Raw genomic sequence first — 23,485 nt, forward strand, 5'->3', positions numbered from 1 at the left:
CGATCTATCCCGTCGTTCACAGTACCTGCCGGGCGCACACCCCGCGGTACGCGCGGGGTCAGCCCTCGACGGTGACTCGGGTCGTGTGCCATCCGGTCGCGCCGCTCGGAGCGGGAGGCGCCTGCCTGTCTGTCTGCGTGTACCCCGACTTGTCGGTCGCCCGCACGTCGATCGTGTGGGCGCCCTCCGATGCCTGCCACTGCAGTACCCACTGCACCCAGGTGTCGTCAGAGATGCCGGGCGCGAGGGTCGCCTTCTGCCAGGCGCCACCGTCGATGCGCACCTCGACTCCGGCTATTCCCGTGTGCGGCGCCCACGCGACGCCCGCTATGGCGACGGTTCCGGATGCGACGGTCTGGCCCGACAGCGGAACGTCGATGCGCGACTGCGTCACGACAGGTCCGAGAGCGTCCCATCCTCGCGGGGTCCAGTACCCCTCGGCGTCGGCGAATCGCGTGACCTTCATCTCGGTGACCCACTTGGTGGCCGAGACGTAACCGAACAGGCCGGGCACGATCATGCGCGCGGGAAAACCGTGCTCCGTGGGCAGCGGCTCGCCATTCATTCCGACGGCCAGCAGAGCTTCCCGACCAGGATCGGTGAGCGTCTCGAGGGGCGTGCCGGCGCTGAAACCGTCGGGCCCCGATGACAGCACCATGTCGGCATCGGACTGCACGCCGGCGCGGGCGAGCAGCTCACGGATCGGGTAGCCGAGCCACGTCGCCGTTCCTATCAGCCCGCCGCCGACCTCGTTCGATACGCACGCGATCGTGGTCACATGCTCGGTGAGCGGAAGGGCGAGCAGTTCGGCGTAGCCGATCGTGACCTCTGTGTCGACGAGCCCGGTGATCTTCAGCTGCCAGTCGTCTGGATTGATCTGTGGAACCTGGAGGGCGACGTCGATGCGGTAGAACTGCTCGTTCGGCGTGATCAGCGTGCTGATGCCCTCGACGTCGAGGCTGGTGGCCGGGTCGATGGCCGGTGCGGCCGTGGCCGGAGCGGGCAACGCGATCGCCTGCCGGATCGCAGTGACGGCCGCCGTGCTGGCGTTCATCGCTCGGGCGCCGATGGCGACGATCAGAGCCGTCGCGCCCGTGACGCCGGCAAAGGTCAGGAACTGCCTGCGCTGCATACCGGTGCGCGCGGCCTCGGGCACCTCGAGCCACGCGTCCAGGCGCCGGATGCCCGTGCGCAGCACGAGCACGCCGGCGATCATTCCCAACACGGTCGGGAAGGCCCACAGGGCGCTCGCCTCGGGACGGGTCTGAACGGCGACGACGGCGACCGCCGAGAACACGATGAGGATCGCGACGCCGAGTGGCGGTCGACGCCGTTCGAGCACACCGGCGAGGGCCGCGAAAGCCACGACGACGACCCCGAGAATGACGAACAACGCGATCTTGTCCCCCGTGCCGAACAGGGCGATCATCGACTGCTTGAGCCAGGCCGGCGCGAGGTCGATGGCGAGCTGGCCGACGGCGAAGAACGGCGACGAAGAACTCGAGATGAAGATGGCGACGACCTCGGCCGTCGCGAGCACCACGAGAGCCGACAGCAGTCCGACCAGTGCCGACATCCCATGTGTTCGCATGAGCACGACCCTACGCGCTGCTTCCGTGAGAGGGGCTGGGTATTCCGTGCCACGAAGCGGTTGCTACGCTACGACAGTGGTAGCTGTGTCGGGGGACAGTAGGGCGGTCGTCCGTTCTGCCGTCGAGCGCAGCGTGTTCCTTTCGCAGTTGCTGTTGGCGGGCGCCACGCTGGTGCTCGCGACGATCTCGTTTCTCATCGATCCGCTCGCGCTCGCTTCTCCGATGTTCTTCTCCGGGGTGGTCGCGATCTTCGCCATCACCGGGCTCTCGGCAGCCGTTCCGTGGAGCCGCATCGCCAAGGGGTGGATCGCCGTTCTCCCCGTGCTCGACATCATCGCGATCTCGCTCATCCGACAGGATCAGCCACAGCTCGGCGCCACCCTGCTGTTCGTGTTTCCGGCCATCTGGATGTCGATGCACTTCGGGCTCTGGGGTGCCGCCGTCTCGGTGGTGCTTCCCGCCGTCCTCACCTGGGGAGGCGAGTTCCTGCGGCATAGCTCGGAGTCCATCGACCCGGCGATCCTTCCTCGGCTCGGTGTCGTTCCCATCGTGCTCGCCTTCGTCGCCACCACCGTGTATTCGACGACCCGGCGGGCCGCCGCCCAACGCTCGCTGCTTCAGCAGCAGGCCGATCTCTTCGAGCAGGCGCTGCAGAGCTCGAGGCGCCAGAAGCAGACTCTCGACGAACTGTTCGACGCCGTGGACTTCGGCGTGATCGGATTCGACGGTTCCGGCCGCGTCAACCTGATCAACCGGGCACAGCGCCAGATGGTGGCCCCCTACGCCCTCGGCCAGGATGCGATCGTTCCCGCGGTCATCTACCGCGAAGACCGCACCACGCCGTACGAGGAGCACGAGAGGCCGTTCCAGCGGGCGTTGCAGGGCGAGTCCATCGACCGCGAGACGGTCTGGTTCGGCGACCCCGGAGAGGCTCAGGCCGCCATCCTCACCTCGTCGCGCCCCGTGATCGACGAGCGTGGTCGCTACGACGGCGGCGTCATTGTGTTCCGCGACATCACCGCCGAGCTCAAGGCGGTGAAGGCCCGCGACGACCTCGTCGCATCGGTGTCGCACGAGCTCCGCACGCCCCTCACGTCGATCGTCGGCTATACGGAGCTGGCCCTCGACGAGGACATCTCCGACTCCACTCGCGCGATGCTCGAGATCACGTCGCGCAACGCCGACCGGATGCTCGGCATTGTGGCCGATCTGCTCACGGCGGCGAGCGAGTCCACGCAGACCCTTCTGATGGTCTTCGCGCCCTGCGACCTCGCCCAGCTCGTGCGAGACGGTATCGAGTCGATCACGCCCGTCGCGTCGATCAACCACATCACGTTCAGCACTCCCGAGCTCGAAACTCTGGTGTTCGACGCGGATGCGTTCCGGCTCCGCCAGGTCATCGACAACGTCCTCTCCAACGCGGTGAAGTACAACGTGGCCTATGGCCGCATCGACGTCTCGCTCAGAGCCGCAACGGGCGGCGTGGCCGAGCTGCGGGTCCACGACACGGGGCGAGGCATGACGGATTCCGAGCAGGCGCACCTGTTCGACCGCTTTTACCGCGCCGATTCCGTGCGCAACTCCGCCGTGCACGGTTCCGGCCTCGGACTGAGCATCAGTCGAGATATCGTGAATCAGCACGGGGGCGACCTCCGTCTCGAGTCCGAACGAGGCAAGGGCACGACCGCGATCATGACCGTTCCTATGAAAGACCGCGAGCCCGCCGGGGATTCATCGCCCGAATCGAAGGCCGCCCTATGAACCTCGACATCTTCACGCTGATGGCCATGTCGAGCCTGGCCGTCGTACTCTGCGGCATCTCGTTCATTCTCAACACCTCGTTCACCCGTAACGACTCCACCGGTCGCATCTGGAGCCTGGGCTTCATCAGCGGCATCATCGTGGCTGCAGGTTACGGCGTCGAGGCCGCGGTCCCGGATGCCTGGTGGGGCCTTCTCGTCGGCAACGCGGCGTACATCGCCGCCGTCGGCGCCCTCTGGAGCGGCGCTCGCCTGCACAACGGTCGGTCGCCCCGACTATGGATCGTCGCAGTGGTCGCTCTGGTCGTGGTGGTCGCCACCGCCCTGCAGGCTGCCGACGCGGGCACCTGGGCCGGCGCCCCCGTGCTGTGGCTCGGGCTCACGGCCCTCAGCGCGCTCGGCGCGATCGAGTTGCAGCGAGGTCGGCTGCGCCGCAACATCAACGGTCGCGCGCTCAGCATCGTGCTGTGGGTCGTCGCGGTCTTTATGCTCGCCCGTACGATCGCGTTCCTGGTCTCCGGCCCCGAGGGCAGGCCCTTCAGCACCTACTTCAACTCCGGCATAGCGGCCGTGGTGACCATGGCCCTGATCATCAGCGCGGCGATCGCGGTATCGGTGCTGCGCGTCGAACGTGGTGCGGACAGCGCAGTGGGCGACCTCAGCGACGGCATCTTCTCTCGGGCCGGCGTTCTGTCGGCTGAGTCCTTCGTGCAGACCGCCGAAGATCACCTCGAGAGAGCAGAAGCCGCCCGGGGAGGAATCGCCCTGATCGGTGCCGACGTCGATCGACTGCCCGAAGTGAACATCGCCTTCGGGCGCGGGGCCGGCGACGAGGCCATCTCGACGTTCGCGCAGACCTTGCGCATGACCGTCCCCGTCATGGCGGCCATCGGGCATCCGTCGGCCGGCCGATTCTTCGTCCTCGCATCTGTCGCCAGCGAGACCGAGGCGCTCGCGTTGGCCGAGCGCATCCAGATAGCCCTCGTCGACACGCCCCTGCCCGACCGACAGAAGATCAGACTCACGGCGAGCCTCGGAATCGCCACGTCGTTCGATCACGGCTACGCTCTGACCGCCCTGACCGCCGCGGTCGTGAGCTCGGTGGAACAGGTCAAGTCCGCCGGCGGCAACCACATCGTGGTCGGCACGAGCGACTGAGCTACTCCGCGATCGCGATCGTGATCTGGTCGCTGGCCGTCTGCTTCGCGTAGGCCCCGGAGGTCGGGGTGGTCTGGATGAGCAGCTCATAGGTGAACGACAGCGTGACGCTCGTGGCGGCAGGGTCGACGGCCGGCAGGATGAACGTCTGGCTGTAGCTGTAGGGCGACTTGATGTCGTAGCCGGGCGCCACGGTCGACTGGTCGCTCAGCGGCGCGGGCGACTCCAACGATCCCTTGGGCCCGGATACGGCGACCACCAGGCTGACCCGCGACAGGTACACGCCCTGCCCCTCATCGGTTCCGAGGGCTCCGATCAGCGAGAAGCTGATGGGCTTGTTGGCGTCGGCCTTCCACTGATCCATACTCAGCGTCGACCAGTAGTTGGCCGTCAGAGCCGCATCTCCGGCCTGCAGCTGATGCTGGGCAGACCCCGTGGCGAGCTCGTTGACGATCGAGGTGATCGTGGCCTTGGGCGTGGGAGTCGAGGTCTTGGTCGATGTGGCTGCGGATGTCGTGCCGACGGCCCAAGGAGCCGTGCCGCATCCGCTCATCGTCAGAACGAGGGCTGCCCCCAGAGCAGCGGTCGCGACCGCCTTCTTCCCGCTGACCCGAAACATGCGCCACTCCCCCGTGCCATCATCTGCCTCACCCCAGACCTGGAATGCGCGAATCTTGAGCATATCTTGTGGAGACCTTGTCTTTGACTTGCCGAAAGCCTGATTTGGGTGCGACAGAGTTGCACTCATGACCGACACGAACCGTTACGTGAAGCCCCAGCCGGACGTCGACCCCGCCCTCGCCGCCTATGCGACCGAGTTCATCGACATCGTCGACGCCCTGCCGAGCTACCGCCCGATGGTCGGCTGCATCGTTCCGGCCTATAACGAGGCGGACTCCATCGCCCAGGTGCTCGAATCGCTCCTGGCGCAGACCCGCCTTCCCGACGTCATCCACGTGGTCGTCAACAACTCCACCGACAAGACGGTCGAGATCGCCAGCGAGTTCGCCGGCCCCCACAGCCGCACCGACAATGGTGTGACTCAGGAGACCGAGATCTTCATCCACGACATCGGCGAAAACCCCGACAAGAAGGTCGGCGCTCTCAACTACGGGTTCTCGCTCGTCGAGGGCTGTGACTACCTGCTCGGTGTCGACGGTGACACCACGGCCGACGTCACCGCCGTCGAGTCGCTCGAGGCGGAGATCGCATCCGATACCCGCATCGGCGGCATCTCCGCGATCTACTCGATCGACGAGGCGCCCATCAAGGGCACGATGGCCAAGTTCCTCATCTCGGGCCAGCGCGCACAGTTCGCCGCGTTCAACATGCAGAACATGCTCCGCGGCCGCAACATGGCCGTTCTCGGCGGCCAATTCTCGATCTTCTCGATCAAGGCGCTGCGCGAGGTCATGGTCGACAGCCACCAGGCGACGCCGTGGGTCAAGGACTCCGAGGTCGAGGACTCCCTGCTCTCGCTGCAGATCAAGAGCGCCGGCTACCTCACCAAGATCTCGGCCCGCGCCCGCGCCAACGTCGGCGGCATGACCACCCTGCGCGGCCTCGACGCCCAGCAGGTCAAGTGGAACTTCGGCGCCATCGAGCTCATGTGGCCCGGACAGCGTGGTGACACCAAGGGGCAGCCCCTCCACCCGAACCTGCGTCTGCGCTGGCTCGAGAACTTCTCGATGGTCGCGAACATCGTGACCCGAGGGCTCTTCTTCCTGCTGCTCATCGCGTCGCTCTCGATCGGCGCATTCGTGTTCAGCCCGGTCTGGCTCGTTCCGCCGCTGGTCGCCATCCTGCTGAACTGGCGCACCGCCGCCTCCATGAAGAACCGCTCCTGGAGAGACACGTTCTTCGCCATGGCGATGTTCCCCGCCGAGCTCTACATGTGGGTTCGTATCGGCCACTTCGTTCGGGCCTGGTCGAAGTTCGCCAGCAACAAGCAGGTCGACAACTGGGCCGAGCAGGCCAAGGCCGAGCGAGGCTCGGGCAACGCCTACCTCACGCCGCTTCTCGTCGCCGCGGGCATCGTCGTGGCGATGGTGGTCATCTGGATGCAGCTGCCCATCGTCGCCCAGTCGACCATTCTCTGGATCGGCTGGCCCGTGCTCGGTGTCATCACCGTGCTCCAGACGCTCACCATGTTCGCCAAGCTCGTCAAGCGTCAGCACGGCTACAAGGTATGAGTCGTCTACTCGACGAGGACGCCCTCCACGATCTGCTTTCAGCGGTGGGTCGGGACGAGGGAGCGCGTTCCCGTTTCGCCCGTGATTTCGTCAGCCTCTGGGAGACCCGTGTCCGGAGGCTGACGAACGCCCTCGAGATCCGAGACGCTGAGGAGGCACACGTCGTGCTCCTCAGCATCCGGTCATCGAGCAAGATGATCGGCGCTCAGATCATCGAGGCAACAGCGACGCTGATGCACAGCTCGCTCGATCGTCAAGACCTCGAGGGATGCGCGCGTCACATCGGTCGACTCGACCAGGTAGGACAGGAGACCTGCGTCGAGCTCGACGCACGGTTCGGTCTCAGCTCGAGCGTCTGACGGCTACTCGTCTGCTGCAGCGAGCCTGTAGCCCACGCCGCGCACGGTCTCGAGCCAGCGCGGCGCGGTGAGGCTGTCGCCGAGCTTCTTGCGCAGATTGCCCATGTGCACCTCGACGGCCCGCTTGTCGGCCTCGGTCACGTAGTAGGCGGTCACGTAGCTCTCGCCGCGCAGCAGCAGCGCGAGGTCGGCCTTGGTTCGAACCCGCCGCCGCGATTCCACGACCGCGACGAGCAGATCGAACTCGGTGCGAGTGAGATCGAGGTCTCTACCATCGAGCGAGGCCAGTCGCATCTCTCGATTGAGACGCAGACCGTTGTGGCCGATCCATCCCTCGCCGCCGTCTTCCGACGTCTCGCGCCCGACCGGGGCAGCCGCTTCCGGCGCGGCATCGGGAACACCCGGGGCCGCGTGTGCGCCGGTGCGTGTGCTCGGCTCGCCGACCGGCGCGGGGGCGACGGCAACCGGCGCCTCGGCGACCAGGGCTGCCGCAGGAGCGGGTGCTGCTGTGGGAGCGGGCGCTGCCGCAGGAGCAGCAGGTACGGCCGCTGCGGGCTCCTCGGTCGTCGCCATGCGCGGACGACGCAGCATCGCGTCGATGCGGGCGCGCAGCTCCCGCGGGCGGAACGGTTTGGTCAGATAGTCGTCGGCACCGGCCTCGAGGCCCTGCAGGGTGTCGATCTCCTCGTCGCGGGCCGTGAGCATGACGATGTAGGTCTGGCTGAACGTGCGCAGACGCTTCGCCACCTCGAAGCCGTCCATGCCAGGCATGCTCACGTCGAGGGTGGTGACGATCGGCTCGTAGGCACGCACCGCCTGGATGCCGTCGTGGCCGTTGCTCGTGGCGATCACGTCGAACCCCGCCTGCGTCAGAACGCTCTCGAGCAGGTGCCGGATGTCGGCATCGTCCTCGATGATGACGGCCATTCGTCTCTCTTGCGCGTCAAAGCTCACAGTGATCCCCAATCCTTCGACGTACGGTGCACGATATCAAAGCGTGCGGTTACCAGCCGGCATTGGCGGCCAGTTCGCTCACGCTCTGCGGCCACCAGGTTCCCGCCGCCGGTCCGCCGTTGCAGGCACCATCGCTCTCGCCCGGCGGCTTGATCCACAGCTGCGCGTCGAGGTGTCCGGCGTTCGTGATGACGCTCGACTCCACTCCCAGCGCGCGCCCCGAGGGATTGCACCATTCGCCGTTCGAACCGTTGCCGTTTCGGCCCGTGTCGATGACGTAGTGCGAGTCACCCGTGAGGGCAGAGAGCTTCTCGCCGTAGGCGCGCTCCTTCACGGTGGCGTTGTAATTCGAGACGTTCGTTGCGAAGCCACGGGTCTGCGCGATGCCGGCGCGCGTCAGCAGATCGGCCATCTGAGTGGCGGGAAGCCAGGTCGAGTGCCCGCCGTCGAGGTAGACGGTGGCCTTGGTCGTGGCGAAGGTCTCGACTGCACCCTTCACCTGGGCGACGCGCTCGTCGACGTTGCCGCACTGCGTCGCCAGGGCGAGAGCATCCGGTTCGAGAACGACGATGGCTGAGCGCTGGGCGATCGCACCGGCGATCTCGGCCGTCCACAGGGGGTACTCGGCTGCCGTGAGGCCACCAGCCGACTGGTTGCCACAGTCGCGGTTCGGCACTCCGTAGACGACGAAGATCGGAGTGGCTCCTTGAGACTCTGCAGAGTCGAGGATCTGAGTCACCGTCGCCGCGATCGTGGCGGTCGGGTTGCGCTCGGGCACCAGCCAGATCGCCGTGGGCACGGCGGCGAGTTTGTCGAGAACCTCGGTGCCGGCCGACGGAGCGACGGGCTGATCCGCGACACCGGCATCGGCGGCAGCGGATGCGGCCGCGGCCTTCGCCGCAAGGGAGTCGGGATCGACATAGAAGGTGTCGCCCTGCAACGGGTTGTCGATGACGACCTCACCATTCGAATCGGTGCCGGGTGCCGACTCGGACGACGCCATGGGCGCCGTGACCAACCCCGTGAAGACGACGCCGAGAGCGACGATGGGCAGGGTCAGCGCCACGATGGCGATCGCTACCCCGATGCGCGAGCCTTTAGACGTCACTGGGTAAGTGTATCCGGGGCGGCGCCGGCGAATGCGACGTGCTGCAGGATCCAGGCGTGCATTGCGACCGCTGCCGCCGCCGAGGCGTTGATCGAGCGGGTCGACCCGAATTGGCTGATCTCGACGATCGCATCGGCCGCCTCGAGTGCGGGCGAGGAGAGCCCGGGGCCCTCCTGCCCGAAGAGCAGCACGCACGAGGCCGGCAGCGAGAAGGTCTCGATGATGACGCTGCCGGGCACGTTGTCGATCGCGATGACCGGCAGACCCGCATCCGCCGCCCACGCCACGAACGTCTCGACGTCGGGATGATGGAGAACGTGTTGGTAGCGATCGGTCACCATGGCTCCGCGCTTGTTCCAACGCCGGCGCCCGATGATATGCACGGTGTCGGCACCGAACGCGTTGGCGCTGCGCACGATCGACCCGATATTGAGGTCGTGCTGCCAATTCTCGATCGCCACGTGGAACGGGTGACGGGTCAGATCGAGATCGGCGACGATCGCGTCCATGCGCCAGTAGCGATAGCGGTCGATCACGTTGCGGGAGTCGCCGGATGCCAGCAGCTCGGCGTCATAGAAATCATCGTCGGGCCATTCGCCCTGCCACGGGCCGACGCCGTTGGTAGTCAGTTCGACAGACGGATTCTGCGGGGCGGGAATCGGTTCATCGGACATGCTCTCAGGCTACCGGCCTCCATTCCCGGGCCCGGTTCCAGCGACGAGTCGTCACAGGTTCCTGAGATTCACTTTTAGGCGCGCCTAAATATTCGCTACAGTGGCCACATGCTCCGAGCCTCTTCACCCGTGACGAAGCCGACAACGCCGCGCGGTTCACACCTGGTGTGGCTGCTCGGCCCAGCCCTCGTCGCGGGCGTCGCCTATCTCGACCCGGGCAATGTCGCCAGCAACATGACCGCTGGCGCGACGTTCGGCTTCCTGCTCGTGTGGATCGTGGTGCTGGGCAACGTCATGGCGTGGCTCATCCAGTACCTGTCGGCGAAGCTCGGCATCGTGACCGGCAAGAGCCTGCCCGAGCTGCTCGGCGAGCGCATCGGTTCACTCTGGGGTCGTCGACTGTTCTGGGTGCAGGCCGAGCTCGTCGCCATGGCGACGGATCTCGCCGAGATCATCGGAGGGGCCATCGCCCTCTCTCTGCTCTTCGATCTGCCGCTGCTGCTCGGCGGCGTGATCACCGGCACCGTCTCGATGCTGGTCCTCGTCCTTCAAGGCTCGGGTCGGCAGAAGACATTCGAGCGCGTCATCATCTCGATGCTCGTGATCATCGCGGTGGGTTTCGCGGCCGGCGTGGTCATCAACCCGCCCGACGGGGCTTCCGTCGTCGGCGGTCTCGTGCCTCGCTTCGAGGGCCCGTCTTCGGTGCTGCTCGCGGCATCCATTCTCGGCGCCACGATCATGCCGCACGCCATCTACGCGCATTCGGCCCTGACGCGCGACCGCTTCGTCGTTCGGGCCGCCGACCACACCACGAAGCGCCTCATCACGGCCACCCGCTGGGACGTCACGATCGCACTCGTCATCGCGGGAACCGTGAATCTCGCCATCCTGCTCCTCGCGGCAACCTCTCTGCAGGGCGTCGCGGGCACCGAGACTCTCGAGGGTGCGCACGCCGCCATCGGGCAGGCCATGGGCGGCGTCGTCGCGACGCTGTTCGCCGTGGGGCTGCTCGCATCCGGTCTCGCGTCGACCTCGGTCGGAGCCTACGCGGGGGCCGAGATCATGCAGGGCCTCCTGCGGTTGCGCGTGCCGATCGTCTGGCGCCGCCTCGTCACCCTGCTTCCGGCGCTCGTCATTCTGGGGATCGGGATCGATCCCACCTGGGCTCTCGTCGTCAGCCAGGTCGTGCTCTCGTTCGGCATTCCGTTCGCTCTCATCCCGTTGGTCTGGCTGACCTCGAGGCGTTCATTGCTCGGGGAGTTCACCAACCGCTGGCACACCACCGTCGCCGGAGTCATTGCGTCGGTGCTGCTCGTGACTCTCAATGTGACCCTGCTCGTGCTCATCTTCACGGGGGCGTGAGCCTAGGCTGGGGTCATCATGAGCATCCCCGAGCCGGTCGCGCGTCGCACCCAGCCGAACGCCGACTCCGCCGCGGAGGACTACCTCAAGACGATCTACCACCACACCGAGTGGCAGTCCGCTCCCGTCACACCGTCGGTACTGGCCGCGACCATGGGCGTCGCTCCGTCGTCGGTCACCGAGATGGCGAAGAAGCTCAGCGCCGCAGGGCTCGTGAACTACGAACCATACAAACCGCTGACGCTCACGAAGGCGGGCACGGCTCGGGCCCGGGGCGTCATCCGTCGGCACCGTCTCATCGAGACCTGGCTGGTCGACGAGATGGGCTACGACTGGCACGAGGTGCACGACGAGGCCGAAGTACTCGAGCATTCCATCAGCGATCGGCTCCTCGACGCCATCGACGCGCGCCTCGGGCATCCCACTCGAGACCCGCACGGCGACCCCATTCCCTCGGCCGACGGCACGGTGGACTCGTCGCCCGCGCTCCTTCTGTCGGAGGCGGCCGTCGGATCGACCGGCATGGTGGTGCGCATCAGCGACAGAGACCCGTCACTTCTCCTCTCGCTCGCCGCGGCAGGCATCCGGCCCTCGACGACCGTGTCGGTGGTGTCTCGGGATGCCTCGACCGGCTTCATCGTGCGCGTCGCCGGGGCCAGCGATACGGATGCCGATGCCGGCCCGCTCGTGCCCGTCTCGGCATCCGGCGGCTCGTCGATCTGGATCTCGACACCAGCCTGAGCCCTGCGTGGCTACCGCCGCTAGGCTGGGCGAAGCAGGCTATGAAAGGACTCTCCCATGGCTCGACGCGATGAGATCGAATGCTGGCTGACCGATATGGACGGCGTTCTCGTGCACGAGAACAGGGCGCTTCCAGGGGCTGCCGAGCTGCTGCAGCAATGGCGCGACGAGGGCAAGCCCTATCTGGTGCTCACCAACAACTCCATCTACACGCCGCGCGACCTCAGCGCCCGGCTGCGGGCATCCGGTCTCGAGGTGCCCGAGGAGGCCATCTGGACATCGGCGCTCGCCACGGCGAGCTTTCTGAAGTCGCAGATGCCCGGCGGCAGCGCCTTCGTGATCGGCGAGGCCGGCATCACGACCGCCCTGCATGAGGCGGGCTTCATCATGACCGACACCAACCCCGACTACGTGGTCGTCGGCGAGACCCGCAATTACTCGTTCGAGGCGATCACACGCGCGATCAGGCTGATCTCGGCCGGTGCGCGGTTCATCGTCACGAATCCGGATGCGACGGGGCCGAGTGCCGAGGGCCCGATGCCGGCCACCGGCGCGGTCGCCGCGCTCATCACCAAGGCCACGGGCATGGAGCCCTATGTCGTGGGCAAGCCCAACCCCATGATGTTCCGTTCCGCGCTCAACCGCATCGGCGCTCACTCCGAGAACACGGGCATGATCGGCGACCGCATGGACACCGACGTGGTGGCCGGTATCGAGGCGGGGCTGCACACGATCCTGGTGCTCACCGGTATCAGCGACCAGGCCGAGATCGAGAAGTACCCGTTCCGCCCAGACGAGATCCTCGCGGGAGTGCAGGACCTGCTTCGCACGGAACCCTTCGAATCAGACGAGATCTGACCGCAGCCGCGTCCGCGCTTAGAGCTTCGCCCAGCGGGCTCTGGCCGCGCAGAACAGTCCGTAGGCGATGAGACCGACGCCCACGAGCACGAGGATCACCTTTCCGAACGGCAAGTCGATGAGGGCCTTGAGCGCGCCGTCGAGACCGGATGCCTTCTCCGGATCCGCGGTCACGGCGGCCACCACGAAGAGCACTCCGACGACGAAGAGCGCGACGCCCTTGGCGACATAGCCCGCGATTCCTAGCCCGCGCACGACCTTGCCGGTCGTACCGGCAGGGATCACCAGGTGCTTCTCGAACTTCTTGAGCACCCCCTGCACCACGAAGGCGACGCCGATGCCGGCGACCACCAGCCCCACGATCACGAGCAGGATGACGCCTCCTGGGCTCGCGAGCAGCTTGGCGCTGAGGCTCTGGCTGGAGTCGGACGAGCTCGACGACCCGCCGAGCGCGAAAGTCAGGGCAGTGGCACCGACGGCTCCGTAGGCGATTCCCTTGCCGAGCTCGGAGACACGTCTGCCCCACTTCTTCTTGGGGTCGGGCTCGTCGAGCAGGAAGACCTGTGCGACCTGCCACAGCGTCAGGGCGAACAGACCGATCGCCACGATCCAGATCACCACGATTCCGCCGGGCTTCGACGACAACTCCTGAAGGGCGCCCGACTGATCGGCCGAGTCTCCCGAGCCGCCGACGAGGCCGATGGCGATGGCGCCGATGAGAATGTGCAGGAGGCCGAGAACGGCGTATCCGGTGCGTGCGAGGATCTCGAGCGCCCGACTGTTCTTGGCCGTTCGGGCAGCGGTCTTCGCAGAATTGGTCATTACTCGAGGCTAACGAGAGCGGACTGAGCCTGGCTAGGGGTGGACACGACGAGGCATGGGCAGAGCTATACGCCGCCCACTCCCCCGCCGCCACCGCCGCCGCCCGAGAATCCGCCGCCACCCGATCCACCGCTCGATGACGACGACGTGCTCGCGGTGCTGCCCGAATAGCTGGCAGCCGTCGTCGCCGCGAACGACCCCACGCTGGCGGCGAAGTAGGCGGCGTTGAAGCCGGTGGCTCCGCCGTACCAGTGAGGTTGCGTCTGCGTCTGCTCGTAATAGGTGCCGAGCACCTTCGCCCACTCGTCTTCGACGCCCCACAGAACGGCGAAGGGCAACAGCTTCTCGTAGATCTTCACGATCTGGCCGCCATCCGGGGTGGAGGCCTGGGTCTTGAGCGCGCCCTCGGGGCTCTGAAGCATGCGGAATCGTTCTTCCTCCGCCACGGTCAGATAGAGCTGAACGCCCTTCAAATAGTCCCGCAGCTCGGCGCCCGCGGTCGTGAGCGGAGTACGGAACAGGATGATCCAGGAGAGTGCGATGCACAGCACACCGAGAGCCACCGGAATGAAGGGCAGAGCCCCGCCTCGGGAATCCGCGCCGAGGAAAGCTCCGAAGATGATCGTGGCGATTCCGGAGACGAAGACGGTGACCGCCAGAAGAAGGCTCCGACCGGCGGTGCCCTTCGTGAAGTAGCCGTCCTTGACGGCCCTCGCGCGCACCGTCTTGATGAACTTCTGCACGTCGGTCGCGAGGTCTGTGTCGTTCTTCTTGAGCTCGCGCCTGTTGTCGGGCGTTCCGTCGAAGATCAGTCGATAGAACTCGAGCTCCTGCGGCGACAGTCCGTCGCTGTGCACGGCATGCAGCCAGTACTCGGGCTTCTTCGACCACATCGAGTCGCTGGGCTTCTCGACGATCTGCAGGTTTCCGCGTACCGCCAGCGCGACGAATCCGGATGCCGCGGCGCGGCTCGTGCGCTTCAGGATCGCCGCCGAGGTGAAGACATCGGCGGCCGGGGGCGTGTACTCGGCGACGATGGTCGGCCGACCCCGCGCATCCCGGAGCCCCGTGGTGCGCCAGACGACCGAGAGAACCGCACCGGCGACCGCAATCAGGGCGGCGAGCAACTGCGCCCATCCCTGCCACGCGCCGAGGTAGGAATCGTCGCGGGGTACGAACGTCGCGGCCTCGAAGCCGACGGCCACGGTCACGTTCTCGTGTGCGCCGAGAGAAACGCCCCCGGCCGTGAACACCGTCTCGCCGTCTGCCTCCTCGCTGACGATGGGGCACGTCGCGGTCGAGCCGTAGGGGCCCGCGTAGCAGCTCGCCTTGCCCGTCAGCGCGCCGGCGAGCCGCTCGGGCACGTGCAGTCGCGCCGTCGCCGACCCGAAACTCTGCAGCGAGTCGAATCCGACCGAGTCCCAGTAGAACTCGTCGACATCGGTCGCCTCGTCGTGCCTCGTGACGTTGTGCTGCGTGTAGGTGAACGTGTAGGTCTGCGCCCCGTGAACGAAGTCGTCTGAACGCACCGTGACGACGAGGAAGTCGCCGTCGTCGTTCTTCTCGGCCTCGAATGAGCGCGGGTCTCCGTTCTCGTCGACCACGCTCTCGACGTCGACGTCGGTGGGGTGACCGTCGTACGCGAGCGGGATGGCGCGACGGATTCCGCGGTTCTGGTCGGAGTCCGGAAATTGCGCCACGAAGGTCTCGACCGTCTTCAGGGTCGACCGGCCGTCGGCATCGGTGTCGAGATAGAAGTCGGCGCCGTACGACGAGAACGAGAAGTCATCGACGCCCGCTGCGACACCGGATGCGACGGGTACGGCCTCGACGACCGTCCCGGTCGCGGGGGCGGCCGCAACCAGCCCCGTCGTCCCCAGACCAGCAACGACAAGGACGGTCAGGAGGATCTTGCGCATGCTGCTCACTCTACGGAAACCGGGCGGGAACGACGAAGGGCCGAGACGCATGTCTCGGCCCTTCGGGTGCCGATCAGATCGGCGGGTGGATCAGTTACGCAGCGGCGTTCTGGCGACGACGGGCGACCATGAGGGCAGCACCGACGAGCAGCAGCAGAGCGGAGCCACCGACGAGGATGCCCGCGTCAGAGGAACCGGTGTTGGCCAGCTGCGGAGCAGCAGGAACGACCTCGGCGGGAGCAACGGGAGCGACGGGAACGTCGCAGTTGCCGATGGTGACGAGACCCGCGGTGGTCACCGAACCGGTGAACGTGATCGTGTAGACGCCGTCAGCGATCGGGCCGGAGGGCACGCCGTCGATGGTGGTCTGCAGGGTCAGGGTTCCGGCGACGGATCCCGTCTCGTCGATTCCGACGGGCTCCGCAGCACCGATCTGGGCACCGTTGGAGTCGGTCAGCGTGTAGACGACGCCCTCTTCGAACTGGCCGAAGCCGGTAGCGGAGACGTTGACACCGGTGGTCTGAGCGTCGACGCCCGAGAGGCAGATCGGGTCGATGACGACGGTCTGGGCGGCGGGAACGAATGCGGCGATCTGGAGCTCGACGATGTTGGAGCCGACGAACTCTCCGGTCTCGGCGTCCTCGTAGGATGCACCCACGGAAGCGGTCGAGCCTTCGGGCACGTCGTACGGGCCGAACTCGGGGACGAACGTGGTGGAGAACTCTCCGGCCTCGTCGGTGGTGACGGTCGTCGTGCCCCAGGTGTCTCCGGACTGTCCGTTGCCGACGCCAGCGCTGATGGTGACCTCGGTCGCGGCCGGGAAGGAGGTTCCGGCGATCTGGAGGCCTTCGCCCCAGCCGGCGCCCGACTGGAACTGGGTGTTGGCGACCGTGATGGTCTCGCCGGCGGCGGAAGCCGGGCCAGCGACGAGGAGTGAGCCGCCGGCAACGAGAGCCGTTGCGACGAGGCCCGCGCCGAGGCGGGAAAGGAATGAGCGGGACATTGTTCTCCTGGAATAAGCGATCAGGGGGATCATCGTCGGCGTTTCTTCCGACGAAAGAGGTGATGCTGCGAAAATGCTGCGTCCTGTTGAGGCTATAGGCACTTTCTCAGAAACGCCAAGGCCCCCAAGCGGGTCACCCCCGGAACCCCTCCAAAAGGTTACATATCCTCCGATTTATCAGTTGCCATAAAACAACTGGTCAACCGCTTTTTTCGACGTCACAGTACCGAGCTCTACGGGGCCCGGGAGGAGAAAAAAGATTTTTGAGATTGTTTCGTTGCCCACTAAAACCAAGCGGGAACGAACTCAGGAAGGGCCGTTCATCCCGCCGCGACGACCTGAACGGAGCCGGTAAGTGGTTCGCCCGATGACCGGCTGATGAAGCACGAATAGTCGCGCTGCCCCTCGGCCCATTGCGCGTCGGAGACCGGATAGCTCGCCTGCCACTGCACATCGGGGTATGCCGCAGCCGCCGCGAAATCGAGCACGGTCGGAGCCGTGCACGCCAGATTGAGCTGCGATGTGATGGCGGCCTCGCCGGGATACGCCGCAGCAGGGTCGGGGTTGAGCGACACCCGCGCGATCAGCTGAGCCGCGTGCGGCGACGCGCAGTCCACGACGGTGAAGGTCTCGTCCCAGGGTGACCCGAACGGATTCAGACACTCGCCTCCCCTCAGCGCGGTCCACGGGTGAACACCGACGGCCAGAGGCCCCGTCGCCGCGGCCGGATCGGGCGTCGGAGTCGGCGTGGGCTGAGCGGTTGCGGTCGGCGTCGATGTCACCGACGCCGTCGGCGTGGATGTCGGCACCACGTCAGCCGAATCATCGAACCAGGGCAGGTGCCGACCGAGCACGAAGAACAGCACCACGACGAACACCGCCGCGAGCGAGGCGACGACCACGACGAGCCATCTCGGCGTCGGTCGCCGGGCGCGCGACGGGCCCGCGGCATCCATCGGCTCTGTCATCGTCTGCCTGCGATCGCCGTCTACTCGAGACCGAGGTCCGCCAGGCCGATCGCGTAGTAGTAGGGGTAGCCGGCCTTCTCGATACGCTCGCGCGCATCGGTGTTGCGGTCGACGACGACGGCGACGCCGACGACGATGGCTCCGACCTTCTCGAGCGCCTCGATGGCCTTGAGCGGCGATCCGCCTGTGGTCGAGGTGTCTTCGAGCACGATCACGCGCTTGCCCTCGAGCTCGGGCCCTTCGACCTGCTTGCCGCGGCCGTGGTCCTTCGGCTCCTTGCGCACGACGAACGCGTCGTATGCGAGGCCCTGCGCCGCACCCTGGTGCAGAATCGCGGATGCCACGGGGTCGGCTCCCATGGTGAGCCCACCGACGGCGAACACATCGGGAATGTCCTTGATGACGTCGATCATGACCTGGCCGATGAGCGGCGCGACGCGGTGGTCGAGGCTCACCTTGCGCAGGTCGACGTAGTAGCTCGCCTTCTTGCCGCTCGTGAGCGTGAAGTCGCCGTGGAAGACGGCTTCGGCGGAAATGTAGTCGATGAGTTGCTGGCGCGCGTTCGTCACCGCCCCAGTTTAGAGGAGCCAATAAACTGGGGCGCATGCGCATTGCGACCTGGAACGTGAACTCCATCAGGGCCCGGGTCGACCGGGTCGTCGATTGGCTCGTACGCGAGGACGCCGACGTTCTCGCCATGCAGGAGATCAAGTGCAAAGAGAACCAGTTTCCGTTCGAGCAGTTCACCGCCGCGGGCTATGAGGTCGAGCTGCACGGGCTCAGCCAGTGGAACGGCGTCGCCTTCGCGTCGAGGCTGCCGATGACCGAGGTCACCAAGGACTTCGAGAACATGCCCGGCTTCGGGGTCGCAGCCGACGACGGGAGCCTGCCCCTCGAGGCGCGCGCCCTCGGCGTGACCGTGAACGACGTTCGCTTGTGGAGCCTCTACGTTCCCAACGGCCGCGAGCTCGAGCACGCGCACTACGACTACAAGCTGCGGTGGCTTGCTGCGCTCTCCGCCGATACCCGCGCCTGGATCGCAGCGAACCCGCAGCAGCCGCTCGCCCTGATGGGCGACTGGAACGTGGCGCCGCTCGACACCGACGTCTGGGACATCCAGGCCTTCGAGGGTTCCACTCACGTGTCGGCTCCCGAGCGGGCCGCCTTCAACGACTTCATGGATGCCGGGCTCACCGACGTGGTTCGGCCGCGCATCCCCACCGGCTACACCTACTGGGACTACAAGCAGCTGCGCTTTCCCCGCAACGAGGGCATGCGCATCGACTTCATCCTGGGCTCGCAGCCGTTCTCCGACAAGGTGACCGATGCCGGCATCGATCGAAACGAGCGCAAGGGCGACGCCCCGAGCGACCACGTTCCGGTCTGGGTCGATCTCGACATCGAGACCGAGGAAGACGACGACCGCCCGATGTTCTGGTGATCGAGGCTACGGCGCGAGCAGCGCGGCCGCGACGACCAGAACGGGCACCGACGCGATCGTGGTGATCAGCACGGTGTCGCGCGCGATAACCACCCCTCGTTCGTAGCGCGACGCGAAGTTGAACACGTTCTGCGCCGTCGGCAGGGCGGCGAGGACGACCACCCCAAAGAGATGCGCCGCATCGAGGTCGAAGACGAAGCGGCCGAGCAGATAGGCGACGATCGGCATCACGACGCTCTTGAGCAGGGCGGCCATCAGAACGTCGCGACGTCCGGTTCCCGGAGCCAGCGGTCTCTGACCAGCCAGCGACATGCCGAACGTCATCAGCACGAGCGGGATCGTCGCGCCCCCGATGAGATCGAACGGGGCCATGACCTCATCGGGCAGCGTCACCCCGAAGATGCTCAGCAGCAGGCCGATCAGCGACGCGATGATCATGGGGTTGCGCACGGGCTGGGTGAGAAAAGAGCCGATGGATGCCCTGCCGCGCGTCACCGTGTCGAGAACAGTGAGCGTCACCGGTGCCATCACGATCAGTTGCAGCATCAGCAGCGGAGCGATGAACTGCGGGTCTCCCAGAACATAGATGGCTACGGGCAGGCCGATGTTGTTGGCATTCGAGTACGACGAGGCCACCGCGCCGATCGTGGTCTCGGCAGCGGCCCGGCGAAAGAAGAGGCGGGAGGCCACCACGTAGAGCGTGATCGACGTGGCCACGGTGATGACGGTCACCACGAGGAACGACGAGAAGATGACGCTGACGTCGGCCCGCGCGAGCACCGTGAACAGCAGCGCCGGGCTGGTCACGAAGAAGGCGATGCGGTTCAGCGGCTTCTGCGCGTCGACCTGCAGGATGTTCGTGCGACCCACCACGTAGCCGACCGCGATGACGAAGCCGATGATCGCGAATCCGGTGAGCACCCCGGCCATGTCTGCCTCAGCGCGTGGTCGATCGAGCGAGAGCGGCGTCGATGGCGCTCTCGATGAAGGGGGCGAGGGTGAAGGCGAAGGTGCGCGTCAGATGATCCTGGTCGCGGTAGACGTTCGCTCCGCCGATGACCGGGAAGCAGTCCTCGGCGTCGCAGTACATGTCGGAGAAGTCGAGCAGCGTCACATCGGAGCCGCCGTCCTTCAGCTGCCGGGCGGCCGACGCGAGGGGATCGACCTCGCCGAGCCCGTCTTTTCGAGGCTCCGTACAACTGGCCGCATCGGAAATGCGCAGGCACTTGTTCGGGTCCGTCTCCCACGACGGGTTATCGACGAGGGTCACGACCGGAACGCCCTGCGTGAGCTGAGGGGTCCAGGCCTCCACGAATCCCGCGGTCTCGGCGGCGGCGGCCGAGCCATCGGCATCCAGCGTGTGATCGGCGAGGGCGGCCGTGAAGATCGCGTCGTAGGGCTGCACCGACGCGAGTTCGCTGTCGAGGTTGGCCCGCCAGTCGGCGCATGACGCGGAGAAGGCGTCGCCGCCCGCGATCGGAGTCGTGCTCCACGGGCAGGCGCCCTTGAGATAGGTGGTGAGGTGCCAGCCCTTGGTCTCGGCGAGCTGGATCAGCGGGTCGAGCAGCGAGTACGCGTGGCTGTCGCCGATGATCGCGACCCGCGGAGCCGCATCCGACGTCGTGTCGCCGAACTCGCAGCTGGTGAGCGTCGAGTCGTTGAGGGTGACCAGGCAGTCGGCGTGCTGCGGGCGGTCGGCATTGCCGAAACCGGGGCTCGGAATGATCTGGTCGGCGAGAGCCGGGTTCGAGCACGCCTCGATGGGCGCAAGGCCGTCGGTGCCACCGGATGCCGCACCGAAGCAGTCGGGCAGCGTCTCGAGGGTGCTGCGCAACTCGGCCGCTGCCGCGTCGTACTTGGGCTGTTGGATGACGCTGGTGACGCCCACGACGAGACTCACGACGGCCATGCCGGCCACCATGACCGCGAAGGTCGCCCGGGGCTTGCGCCGCACCAGCGGCGTGAACGACCGGGTCGGGTCTTCGATGAACTTCTTGGTGAGCCACGCGATCACGAAGCAGAGCACGAACAGCACCAGACGGTTGATCGTCGAGAGCCCCCAGCCCGGAACGAACGGCGCGATGATGATGAGCGGCCAGTGCCACAGGTAAAGCGAGTAGGAGATGTCTCCGATGAAGCTCACGGGCCGGAAACTCAGCACACGGCCCGCGTCGTACCAGTGCGCGCGGTGCGACGCGAGGATGATCGCCATCGTTCCGAGCACGGGCAGCACAGCCGCGTAGCCGGGGAACGGGGTGGCCTTGTCGTAGAAATAGCCACAACCGAGCACGACCGCGATGCCGCCGTAGCCCAGCAGATTCGACAGCCAGGCCTTCGTGGGCCGCAAGCGCGGCAGCAGCGCGAGAATCGCGCCCGCGCCGAACTCCCACATGCGGGTGAAGGTCACGAAGTAGGCCTGCGCCGCGTTCGTCTGCGTGTAGATGATCGAAAACGCCAGAGACAGGATGCTGACGGTCACGACGAGCGCGAGCAGGGCGTTCCAGCGCTTTCCGCTCCAGTACTTCACGCCCAACCACGAGGCGCCGAGCAGCAGCAGCGGCCAGATCAGGTAGAACTGCTCCTCGAGCGACAGCGACCAGTAGTGCTGAACCAGGGTCGCCTCGTTGGCGGCGGCGAGGTAGTCGACGGAGTTGGCCGCGAGCGCCCAGTTCTCGACGTAGAAGGTCGACGCGAGGATCTCGCGCAGGTTCTCGCCCAAACTCGACAGCGGCAGAATGAAGAGGGTCGCGAGGGCCGAGAAGATGAGAACGGTCACTGCTGCCGGCAGAAGCCGTCGCACGCGCTTCGCGTAGAAGCCGGGCAGTCCTATGCGGCCCGATCGCTCCAGCTCGCGCGCCAGCTGACCCGTGATGAGGAAGCCCGAGATCACGAAGAAGACGTCGACACCGATGTAGCCGCCCTGCAGGCGCCCTGGCCAGAAGTGGTAGACCACGACGAGGAGCACCGCGATCGCGCGCAGCCCCTGCAGGTGAGGCAGGAAGTGGGTCGGTGCGGGCGTGGCTCCGGCTGCAGCGCGCACATCGCCCGACGCGGGGTCGCTCGCCGCCTGGCTTCGCCGAAGGGACCGTCGGGAGGGCGGCGGGGTCATATCCATATCGCGTCCCATGGTAGCCGTCAGGCCTGGGCCGTTAAGGTTGCTTACATGCCTACGACCGTGACCTGGGACTACATCGATGAGTCCAGCTTCAAAGCCGACGACCCCGAGAAGGCGCTCGCCGTCGCCGAGGAGTTCCTCGCCGCAGCCCGCGACCCCGAGACCTTCTACGACGACGACGTGACGCCCGCCGCTCTCTTCATCGCGGCATCCGAGAGTTTCTACGACGCACTCCTGCCGCTACGCGCCTACGAGGCGGCCCGCGAGGCGCAGGATGCGCCGGGAGACGCGGCCCCCGACAAGCGCGTCTACCTGATCGAGGGTCTGCTGCGCACCGGCCAGGAGGCCGAGGCCAACGAGCTCGCCAAGGCGCTGCGCGCCGAGAAGCCCGAAGACCCGATGGTCTATTCGTTCCTGGGAGACAGCTACGACGCGGCCGGTGACGCTCACAACGCAGAGCGCTGGTTCGACATGGGCATCGAGATGGTCACGAAGGTCATCAACGACGCCGACGATCTCGACCGCGACGAGCTGGCGGATGCCATGGAGACGCGCGAGTTGCTCATCCTCGGTCGTCACGCCGTGCGCCACGCGGCTGGCCATCAGCCCGACGATCTCGACGAAGAGGCTCTCGAGATTCTCGAAGAGTACGACGAGGCCGACGAAGACGACGACGAGAAGTAGCGCCCGGCCCGTTCGTCGAGCCTGTCGAGACGCCCTTCGACAGGCTCAGGGAACGGGTTAATGCGCGCGTAACATCGGCGGCGGATACTGGAGACCATGTCTCCAGAAGAGTCGGAGAACGTGCTCGGGCAGCCACAAGCATCGCCCGCCGTTCCCATCACCGTGTCCATCACCCGTGCCGTCGATCCCGAGCGGATCCCCGATGTCACCCGCTGGGTGCAGGCGGGCGTGAATCTCGCGAATCGCTATCCGGGCTTTCTCGGTTCGGGTTGGGTGAGGCAGGGGGCCGATTCCGTCCACTGGCACATGCTCTACCGCTTCGCCGATGCTGCGCTGCTCGAGCAGTGGGAGTCGTCGGAGGACCGCCGACGCTGGCTCGAAGGAGGCCGCGAACTCGTGCGCGAGTCGAGGGTCGAGAGGCGCACGGGCATCGAGGGCTGGTTCGACGAGCCGCAGTCGCCCCAGGCACCGGATGCGCTCGGCCCGGCCGAGACGCCGGCCGCGCCGCCGAGATGGAAACAGGCGACGAGCATCTGGCTCGGATTCTTTCCCGTGAACCTGGCATTCACGCTGCTCGTGACGACGCTTCTTCCCGGCTGGAACGACCTGGCGACGGCGCTGAAAGTGCTCGTCACGACGCTCGTTCTGACTCCGATCATGGCCTACTGGGTGCTGCCGGGGGTCACTCGACTGCTGCGGCGAGTGCGTTTTCTCTAGTGCGCTTTGGACACCCCCGGCAATAGTTGCAACAAATCAATTTGTTTTGCGCGGCTTG

The 23,485-nt window shown here is 66.5% G+C and carries 22 protein-coding genes; 10 read left to right on the forward strand and 12 right to left on the reverse strand.

The features are described 5' to 3' along the window. Positions 1-58 precede the first annotated feature (58 nt). The gene (locus tag ASE64_RS08540; RefSeq protein WP_055779859.1) at positions 59-1,591 is read right to left on the reverse strand and encodes a molybdopterin-dependent oxidoreductase; all 1,533 of its coding nucleotides are present in this window, start codon (positions 1,589-1,591) and stop codon (positions 59-61) included. Positions 1,592-1,667: 76 nt separating this feature from the next. Here ASE64_RS08540 and ASE64_RS08545 point away from each other — a divergent pair, with 76 nt between their 5' ends. Beyond that, entirely contained in the window at positions 1,668-3,353 is a 1,686-nt protein-coding gene (locus ASE64_RS08545; protein WP_235480544.1) for an ATP-binding protein, read from the forward strand. Beyond that, the gene (locus tag ASE64_RS08550; RefSeq protein ID WP_055778780.1) at positions 3,350-4,510 is read left to right on the forward strand and encodes a GGDEF domain-containing protein; all 1,161 of its coding nucleotides are present in this window, start codon (positions 3,350-3,352) and stop codon (positions 4,508-4,510) included. The genes ASE64_RS08545 and ASE64_RS08550 overlap by 4 nt, the downstream gene beginning before the upstream one ends. 1 nt (position 4,511) lies before the next feature. Here ASE64_RS08550 and ASE64_RS08555 read toward each other — a convergent pair whose 3' ends face one another. Then, positions 4,512-5,192, reverse strand: a complete 681-nt coding sequence (locus tag ASE64_RS08555) for a hypothetical protein (protein ID WP_235480545.1) — start codon at positions 5,190-5,192, stop codon at positions 4,512-4,514. A gap of 64 nt (positions 5,193-5,256) precedes the next feature. Between ASE64_RS08555 and ASE64_RS08560 the strand changes: the two genes are divergently transcribed. Both ASE64_RS08560 and ASE64_RS08565 read left to right on the forward strand, forming a co-directional pair. Beyond that, a complete protein-coding gene (locus tag ASE64_RS08560; protein ID WP_055778784.1) occupies positions 5,257-6,702 on the forward strand; it encodes a glycosyltransferase in 1,446 nt (481 codons plus the stop codon). Next, positions 6,699-7,061: a hypothetical protein gene (locus ASE64_RS08565; protein WP_146077691.1), complete on the forward strand. Its 363-nt coding sequence runs from the start codon at positions 6,699-6,701 to the stop codon at positions 7,059-7,061. The genes ASE64_RS08560 and ASE64_RS08565 overlap by 4 nt, the downstream gene beginning before the upstream one ends. 3 nt (positions 7,062-7,064) lie before the next feature. On the opposite strand, the gene ASE64_RS08570 is transcribed toward ASE64_RS08565, so the two are convergent. From ASE64_RS08570 to ASE64_RS08580, 3 genes are all read right to left on the reverse strand, one after another. Then, the gene (locus ASE64_RS08570) at positions 7,065-7,988 is read right to left on the reverse strand and encodes a response regulator transcription factor (protein ID WP_055778789.1); all 924 of its coding nucleotides are present in this window, start codon (positions 7,986-7,988) and stop codon (positions 7,065-7,067) included. 76 nt (positions 7,989-8,064) lie between these two features. After that, positions 8,065-9,123: a glycoside hydrolase family 6 protein gene (locus ASE64_RS08575; protein ID WP_055778791.1), complete on the reverse strand. Its 1,059-nt coding sequence runs from the start codon at positions 9,121-9,123 to the stop codon at positions 8,065-8,067. Then, complete coding sequence (locus ASE64_RS08580) at positions 9,120-9,797, reverse strand: TrmH family RNA methyltransferase (RefSeq protein WP_055778793.1); 678 nt, start codon at positions 9,795-9,797, stop codon at positions 9,120-9,122. Before ASE64_RS08580 ends, ASE64_RS08575 begins: the two co-directional genes overlap by 4 nt. A gap of 108 nt (positions 9,798-9,905) precedes the next feature. Here ASE64_RS08580 and ASE64_RS08585 point away from each other — a divergent pair, with 108 nt between their 5' ends. The 3 genes from ASE64_RS08585 to ASE64_RS08595 are packed head-to-tail and all read left to right on the forward strand — an operon-like array spanning position 9,906 to position 12,758. Then, entirely contained in the window at positions 9,906-11,159 is a 1,254-nt protein-coding gene (locus ASE64_RS08585; RefSeq protein ID WP_055778796.1) for an Nramp family divalent metal transporter, read from the forward strand. An 18-nt stretch (positions 11,160-11,177) separates the two neighbouring features. Further along, the gene (locus ASE64_RS08590; protein WP_055778797.1) at positions 11,178-11,900 is read left to right on the forward strand and encodes a metal-dependent transcriptional regulator; all 723 of its coding nucleotides are present in this window, start codon (positions 11,178-11,180) and stop codon (positions 11,898-11,900) included. 57 nt (positions 11,901-11,957) lie between these two features. Next, positions 11,958-12,758: an HAD-IIA family hydrolase gene (locus ASE64_RS08595; RefSeq protein WP_055778800.1), complete on the forward strand. Its 801-nt coding sequence runs from the start codon at positions 11,958-11,960 to the stop codon at positions 12,756-12,758. Between the two features lie 18 nt (positions 12,759-12,776). On the opposite strand, the gene ASE64_RS08600 is transcribed toward ASE64_RS08595, so the two are convergent. The 5 genes from ASE64_RS08600 to pyrE form a co-directional block, all read right to left on the reverse strand. Next, positions 12,777-13,580 carry a DUF1206 domain-containing protein gene (locus tag ASE64_RS08600; protein WP_055778802.1) on the reverse strand — a complete coding sequence of 268 codons (804 nt, stop codon included), beginning with the start codon at positions 13,578-13,580 and terminating at the stop codon, positions 12,777-12,779. A gap of 65 nt (positions 13,581-13,645) precedes the next feature. Beyond that, on the reverse strand, positions 13,646-15,499 hold the full coding sequence (locus ASE64_RS08605; protein ID WP_055778806.1) for a DUF2207 domain-containing protein: 1,854 nt from the start codon (positions 15,497-15,499) through the stop codon (positions 13,646-13,648). Between the two features lie 94 nt (positions 15,500-15,593). Next, the gene (locus ASE64_RS08610) at positions 15,594-16,502 is read right to left on the reverse strand and encodes an LPXTG cell wall anchor domain-containing protein (protein WP_055778809.1); all 909 of its coding nucleotides are present in this window, start codon (positions 16,500-16,502) and stop codon (positions 15,594-15,596) included. Between the two features lie 320 nt (positions 16,503-16,822). Beyond that, complete coding sequence (locus ASE64_RS08615) at positions 16,823-17,470, reverse strand: septum formation family protein (protein ID WP_082466013.1); 648 nt, start codon at positions 17,468-17,470, stop codon at positions 16,823-16,825. A 20-nt stretch (positions 17,471-17,490) separates the two neighbouring features. Continuing rightward, positions 17,491-18,039, reverse strand: coding sequence for an orotate phosphoribosyltransferase (pyrE, locus tag ASE64_RS08620; protein ID WP_044439696.1), 549 nt, complete (start codon positions 18,037-18,039; stop codon positions 17,491-17,493). A 35-nt stretch (positions 18,040-18,074) separates the two neighbouring features. Here pyrE and ASE64_RS08625 point away from each other — a divergent pair, with 35 nt between their 5' ends. Continuing rightward, the gene (locus tag ASE64_RS08625) at positions 18,075-18,911 is read left to right on the forward strand and encodes an exodeoxyribonuclease III (protein ID WP_055778814.1); all 837 of its coding nucleotides are present in this window, start codon (positions 18,075-18,077) and stop codon (positions 18,909-18,911) included. A gap of 6 nt (positions 18,912-18,917) precedes the next feature. On the opposite strand, the gene ASE64_RS08630 is transcribed toward ASE64_RS08625, so the two are convergent. Together ASE64_RS08630 and ASE64_RS08635 are read right to left on the reverse strand one after the other, a co-directional pair. Next, positions 18,918-19,841, reverse strand: coding sequence for an AEC family transporter (locus tag ASE64_RS08630; RefSeq protein ID WP_055778816.1), 924 nt, complete (start codon positions 19,839-19,841; stop codon positions 18,918-18,920). Between the two features lie 7 nt (positions 19,842-19,848). Then, positions 19,849-22,026 (reverse strand): acyltransferase family protein, encoded by a 2,178-nt coding sequence (locus tag ASE64_RS08635; RefSeq protein WP_235480546.1) that lies wholly within the window; start codon positions 22,024-22,026, stop codon positions 19,849-19,851. A 48-nt stretch (positions 22,027-22,074) separates the two neighbouring features. Between ASE64_RS08635 and ASE64_RS08640 the strand changes: the two genes are divergently transcribed. Together ASE64_RS08640 and ASE64_RS08645 are read left to right on the forward strand one after the other, a co-directional pair. Beyond that, positions 22,075-22,710, forward strand: coding sequence for a hypothetical protein (locus ASE64_RS08640; protein WP_156351726.1), 636 nt, complete (start codon positions 22,075-22,077; stop codon positions 22,708-22,710). Positions 22,711-22,806: 96 nt separating this feature from the next. After that, positions 22,807-23,427: an antibiotic biosynthesis monooxygenase gene (locus ASE64_RS08645; protein ID WP_055778822.1), complete on the forward strand. Its 621-nt coding sequence runs from the start codon at positions 22,807-22,809 to the stop codon at positions 23,425-23,427. The last annotated feature ends 58 nt before the right edge of the window (positions 23,428-23,485 follow it).

The organism is Agreia sp. Leaf210, assembly GCF_001421485.1.
GTDB lineage: Bacteria > Actinomycetota > Actinomycetes > Actinomycetales > Microbacteriaceae > Agreia.

Coding starts and splice junctions, on each gene's coding strand:
- ASE64_RS08540 (WP_055779859.1), bottom strand. CDS start 1,591: ATGCGAACACATGGGATGTCGGCACTGGTCGGACTGCTGTCGGCTCTC.
- ASE64_RS08550 (WP_055778780.1), top strand. CDS start 3,350: ATGAACCTCGACATCTTCACGCTGATGGCCATGTCGAGCCTGGCCGTC.
- ASE64_RS08555 (WP_235480545.1), bottom strand. CDS start 5,192: ATGCTCAAGATTCGCGCATTCCAGGTCTGGGGTGAGGCAGATGATGGC.
- ASE64_RS08560 (WP_055778784.1), top strand. CDS start 5,257: ATGACCGACACGAACCGTTACGTGAAGCCCCAGCCGGACGTCGACCCC.
- ASE64_RS08565 (WP_146077691.1), top strand. CDS start 6,699: ATGAGTCGTCTACTCGACGAGGACGCCCTCCACGATCTGCTTTCAGCG.
- ASE64_RS08570 (WP_055778789.1), bottom strand. CDS start 7,988: ATGGCCGTCATCATCGAGGACGATGCCGACATCCGGCACCTGCTCGAG.
- ASE64_RS08580 (WP_055778793.1), bottom strand. CDS start 9,797: ATGTCCGATGAACCGATTCCCGCCCCGCAGAATCCGTCTGTCGAACTG.
- ASE64_RS08585 (WP_055778796.1), top strand. CDS start 9,906: ATGCTCCGAGCCTCTTCACCCGTGACGAAGCCGACAACGCCGCGCGGT.
- ASE64_RS08590 (WP_055778797.1), top strand. CDS start 11,178: ATGAGCATCCCCGAGCCGGTCGCGCGTCGCACCCAGCCGAACGCCGAC.
- ASE64_RS08595 (WP_055778800.1), top strand. CDS start 11,958: ATGGCTCGACGCGATGAGATCGAATGCTGGCTGACCGATATGGACGGC.
- ASE64_RS08600 (WP_055778802.1), bottom strand. CDS start 13,580: ATGACCAATTCTGCGAAGACCGCTGCCCGAACGGCCAAGAACAGTCGG.
- ASE64_RS08605 (WP_055778806.1), bottom strand. CDS start 15,499: ATGCGCAAGATCCTCCTGACCGTCCTTGTCGTTGCTGGTCTGGGGACG.
- ASE64_RS08610 (WP_055778809.1), bottom strand. CDS start 16,502: ATGTCCCGCTCATTCCTTTCCCGCCTCGGCGCGGGCCTCGTCGCAACG.
- ASE64_RS08615 (WP_082466013.1), bottom strand. CDS start 17,470: ATGACAGAGCCGATGGATGCCGCGGGCCCGTCGCGCGCCCGGCGACCG.
- ASE64_RS08625 (WP_055778814.1), top strand. CDS start 18,075: ATGCGCATTGCGACCTGGAACGTGAACTCCATCAGGGCCCGGGTCGAC.
- ASE64_RS08630 (WP_055778816.1), bottom strand. CDS start 19,841: ATGGCCGGGGTGCTCACCGGATTCGCGATCATCGGCTTCGTCATCGCG.
- ASE64_RS08635 (WP_235480546.1), bottom strand. CDS start 22,026: ATGGATATGACCCCGCCGCCCTCCCGACGGTCCCTTCGGCGAAGCCAG.
- ASE64_RS08640 (WP_156351726.1), top strand. CDS start 22,075: ATGCCTACGACCGTGACCTGGGACTACATCGATGAGTCCAGCTTCAAA.
- ASE64_RS08645 (WP_055778822.1), top strand. CDS start 22,807: ATGTCTCCAGAAGAGTCGGAGAACGTGCTCGGGCAGCCACAAGCATCG.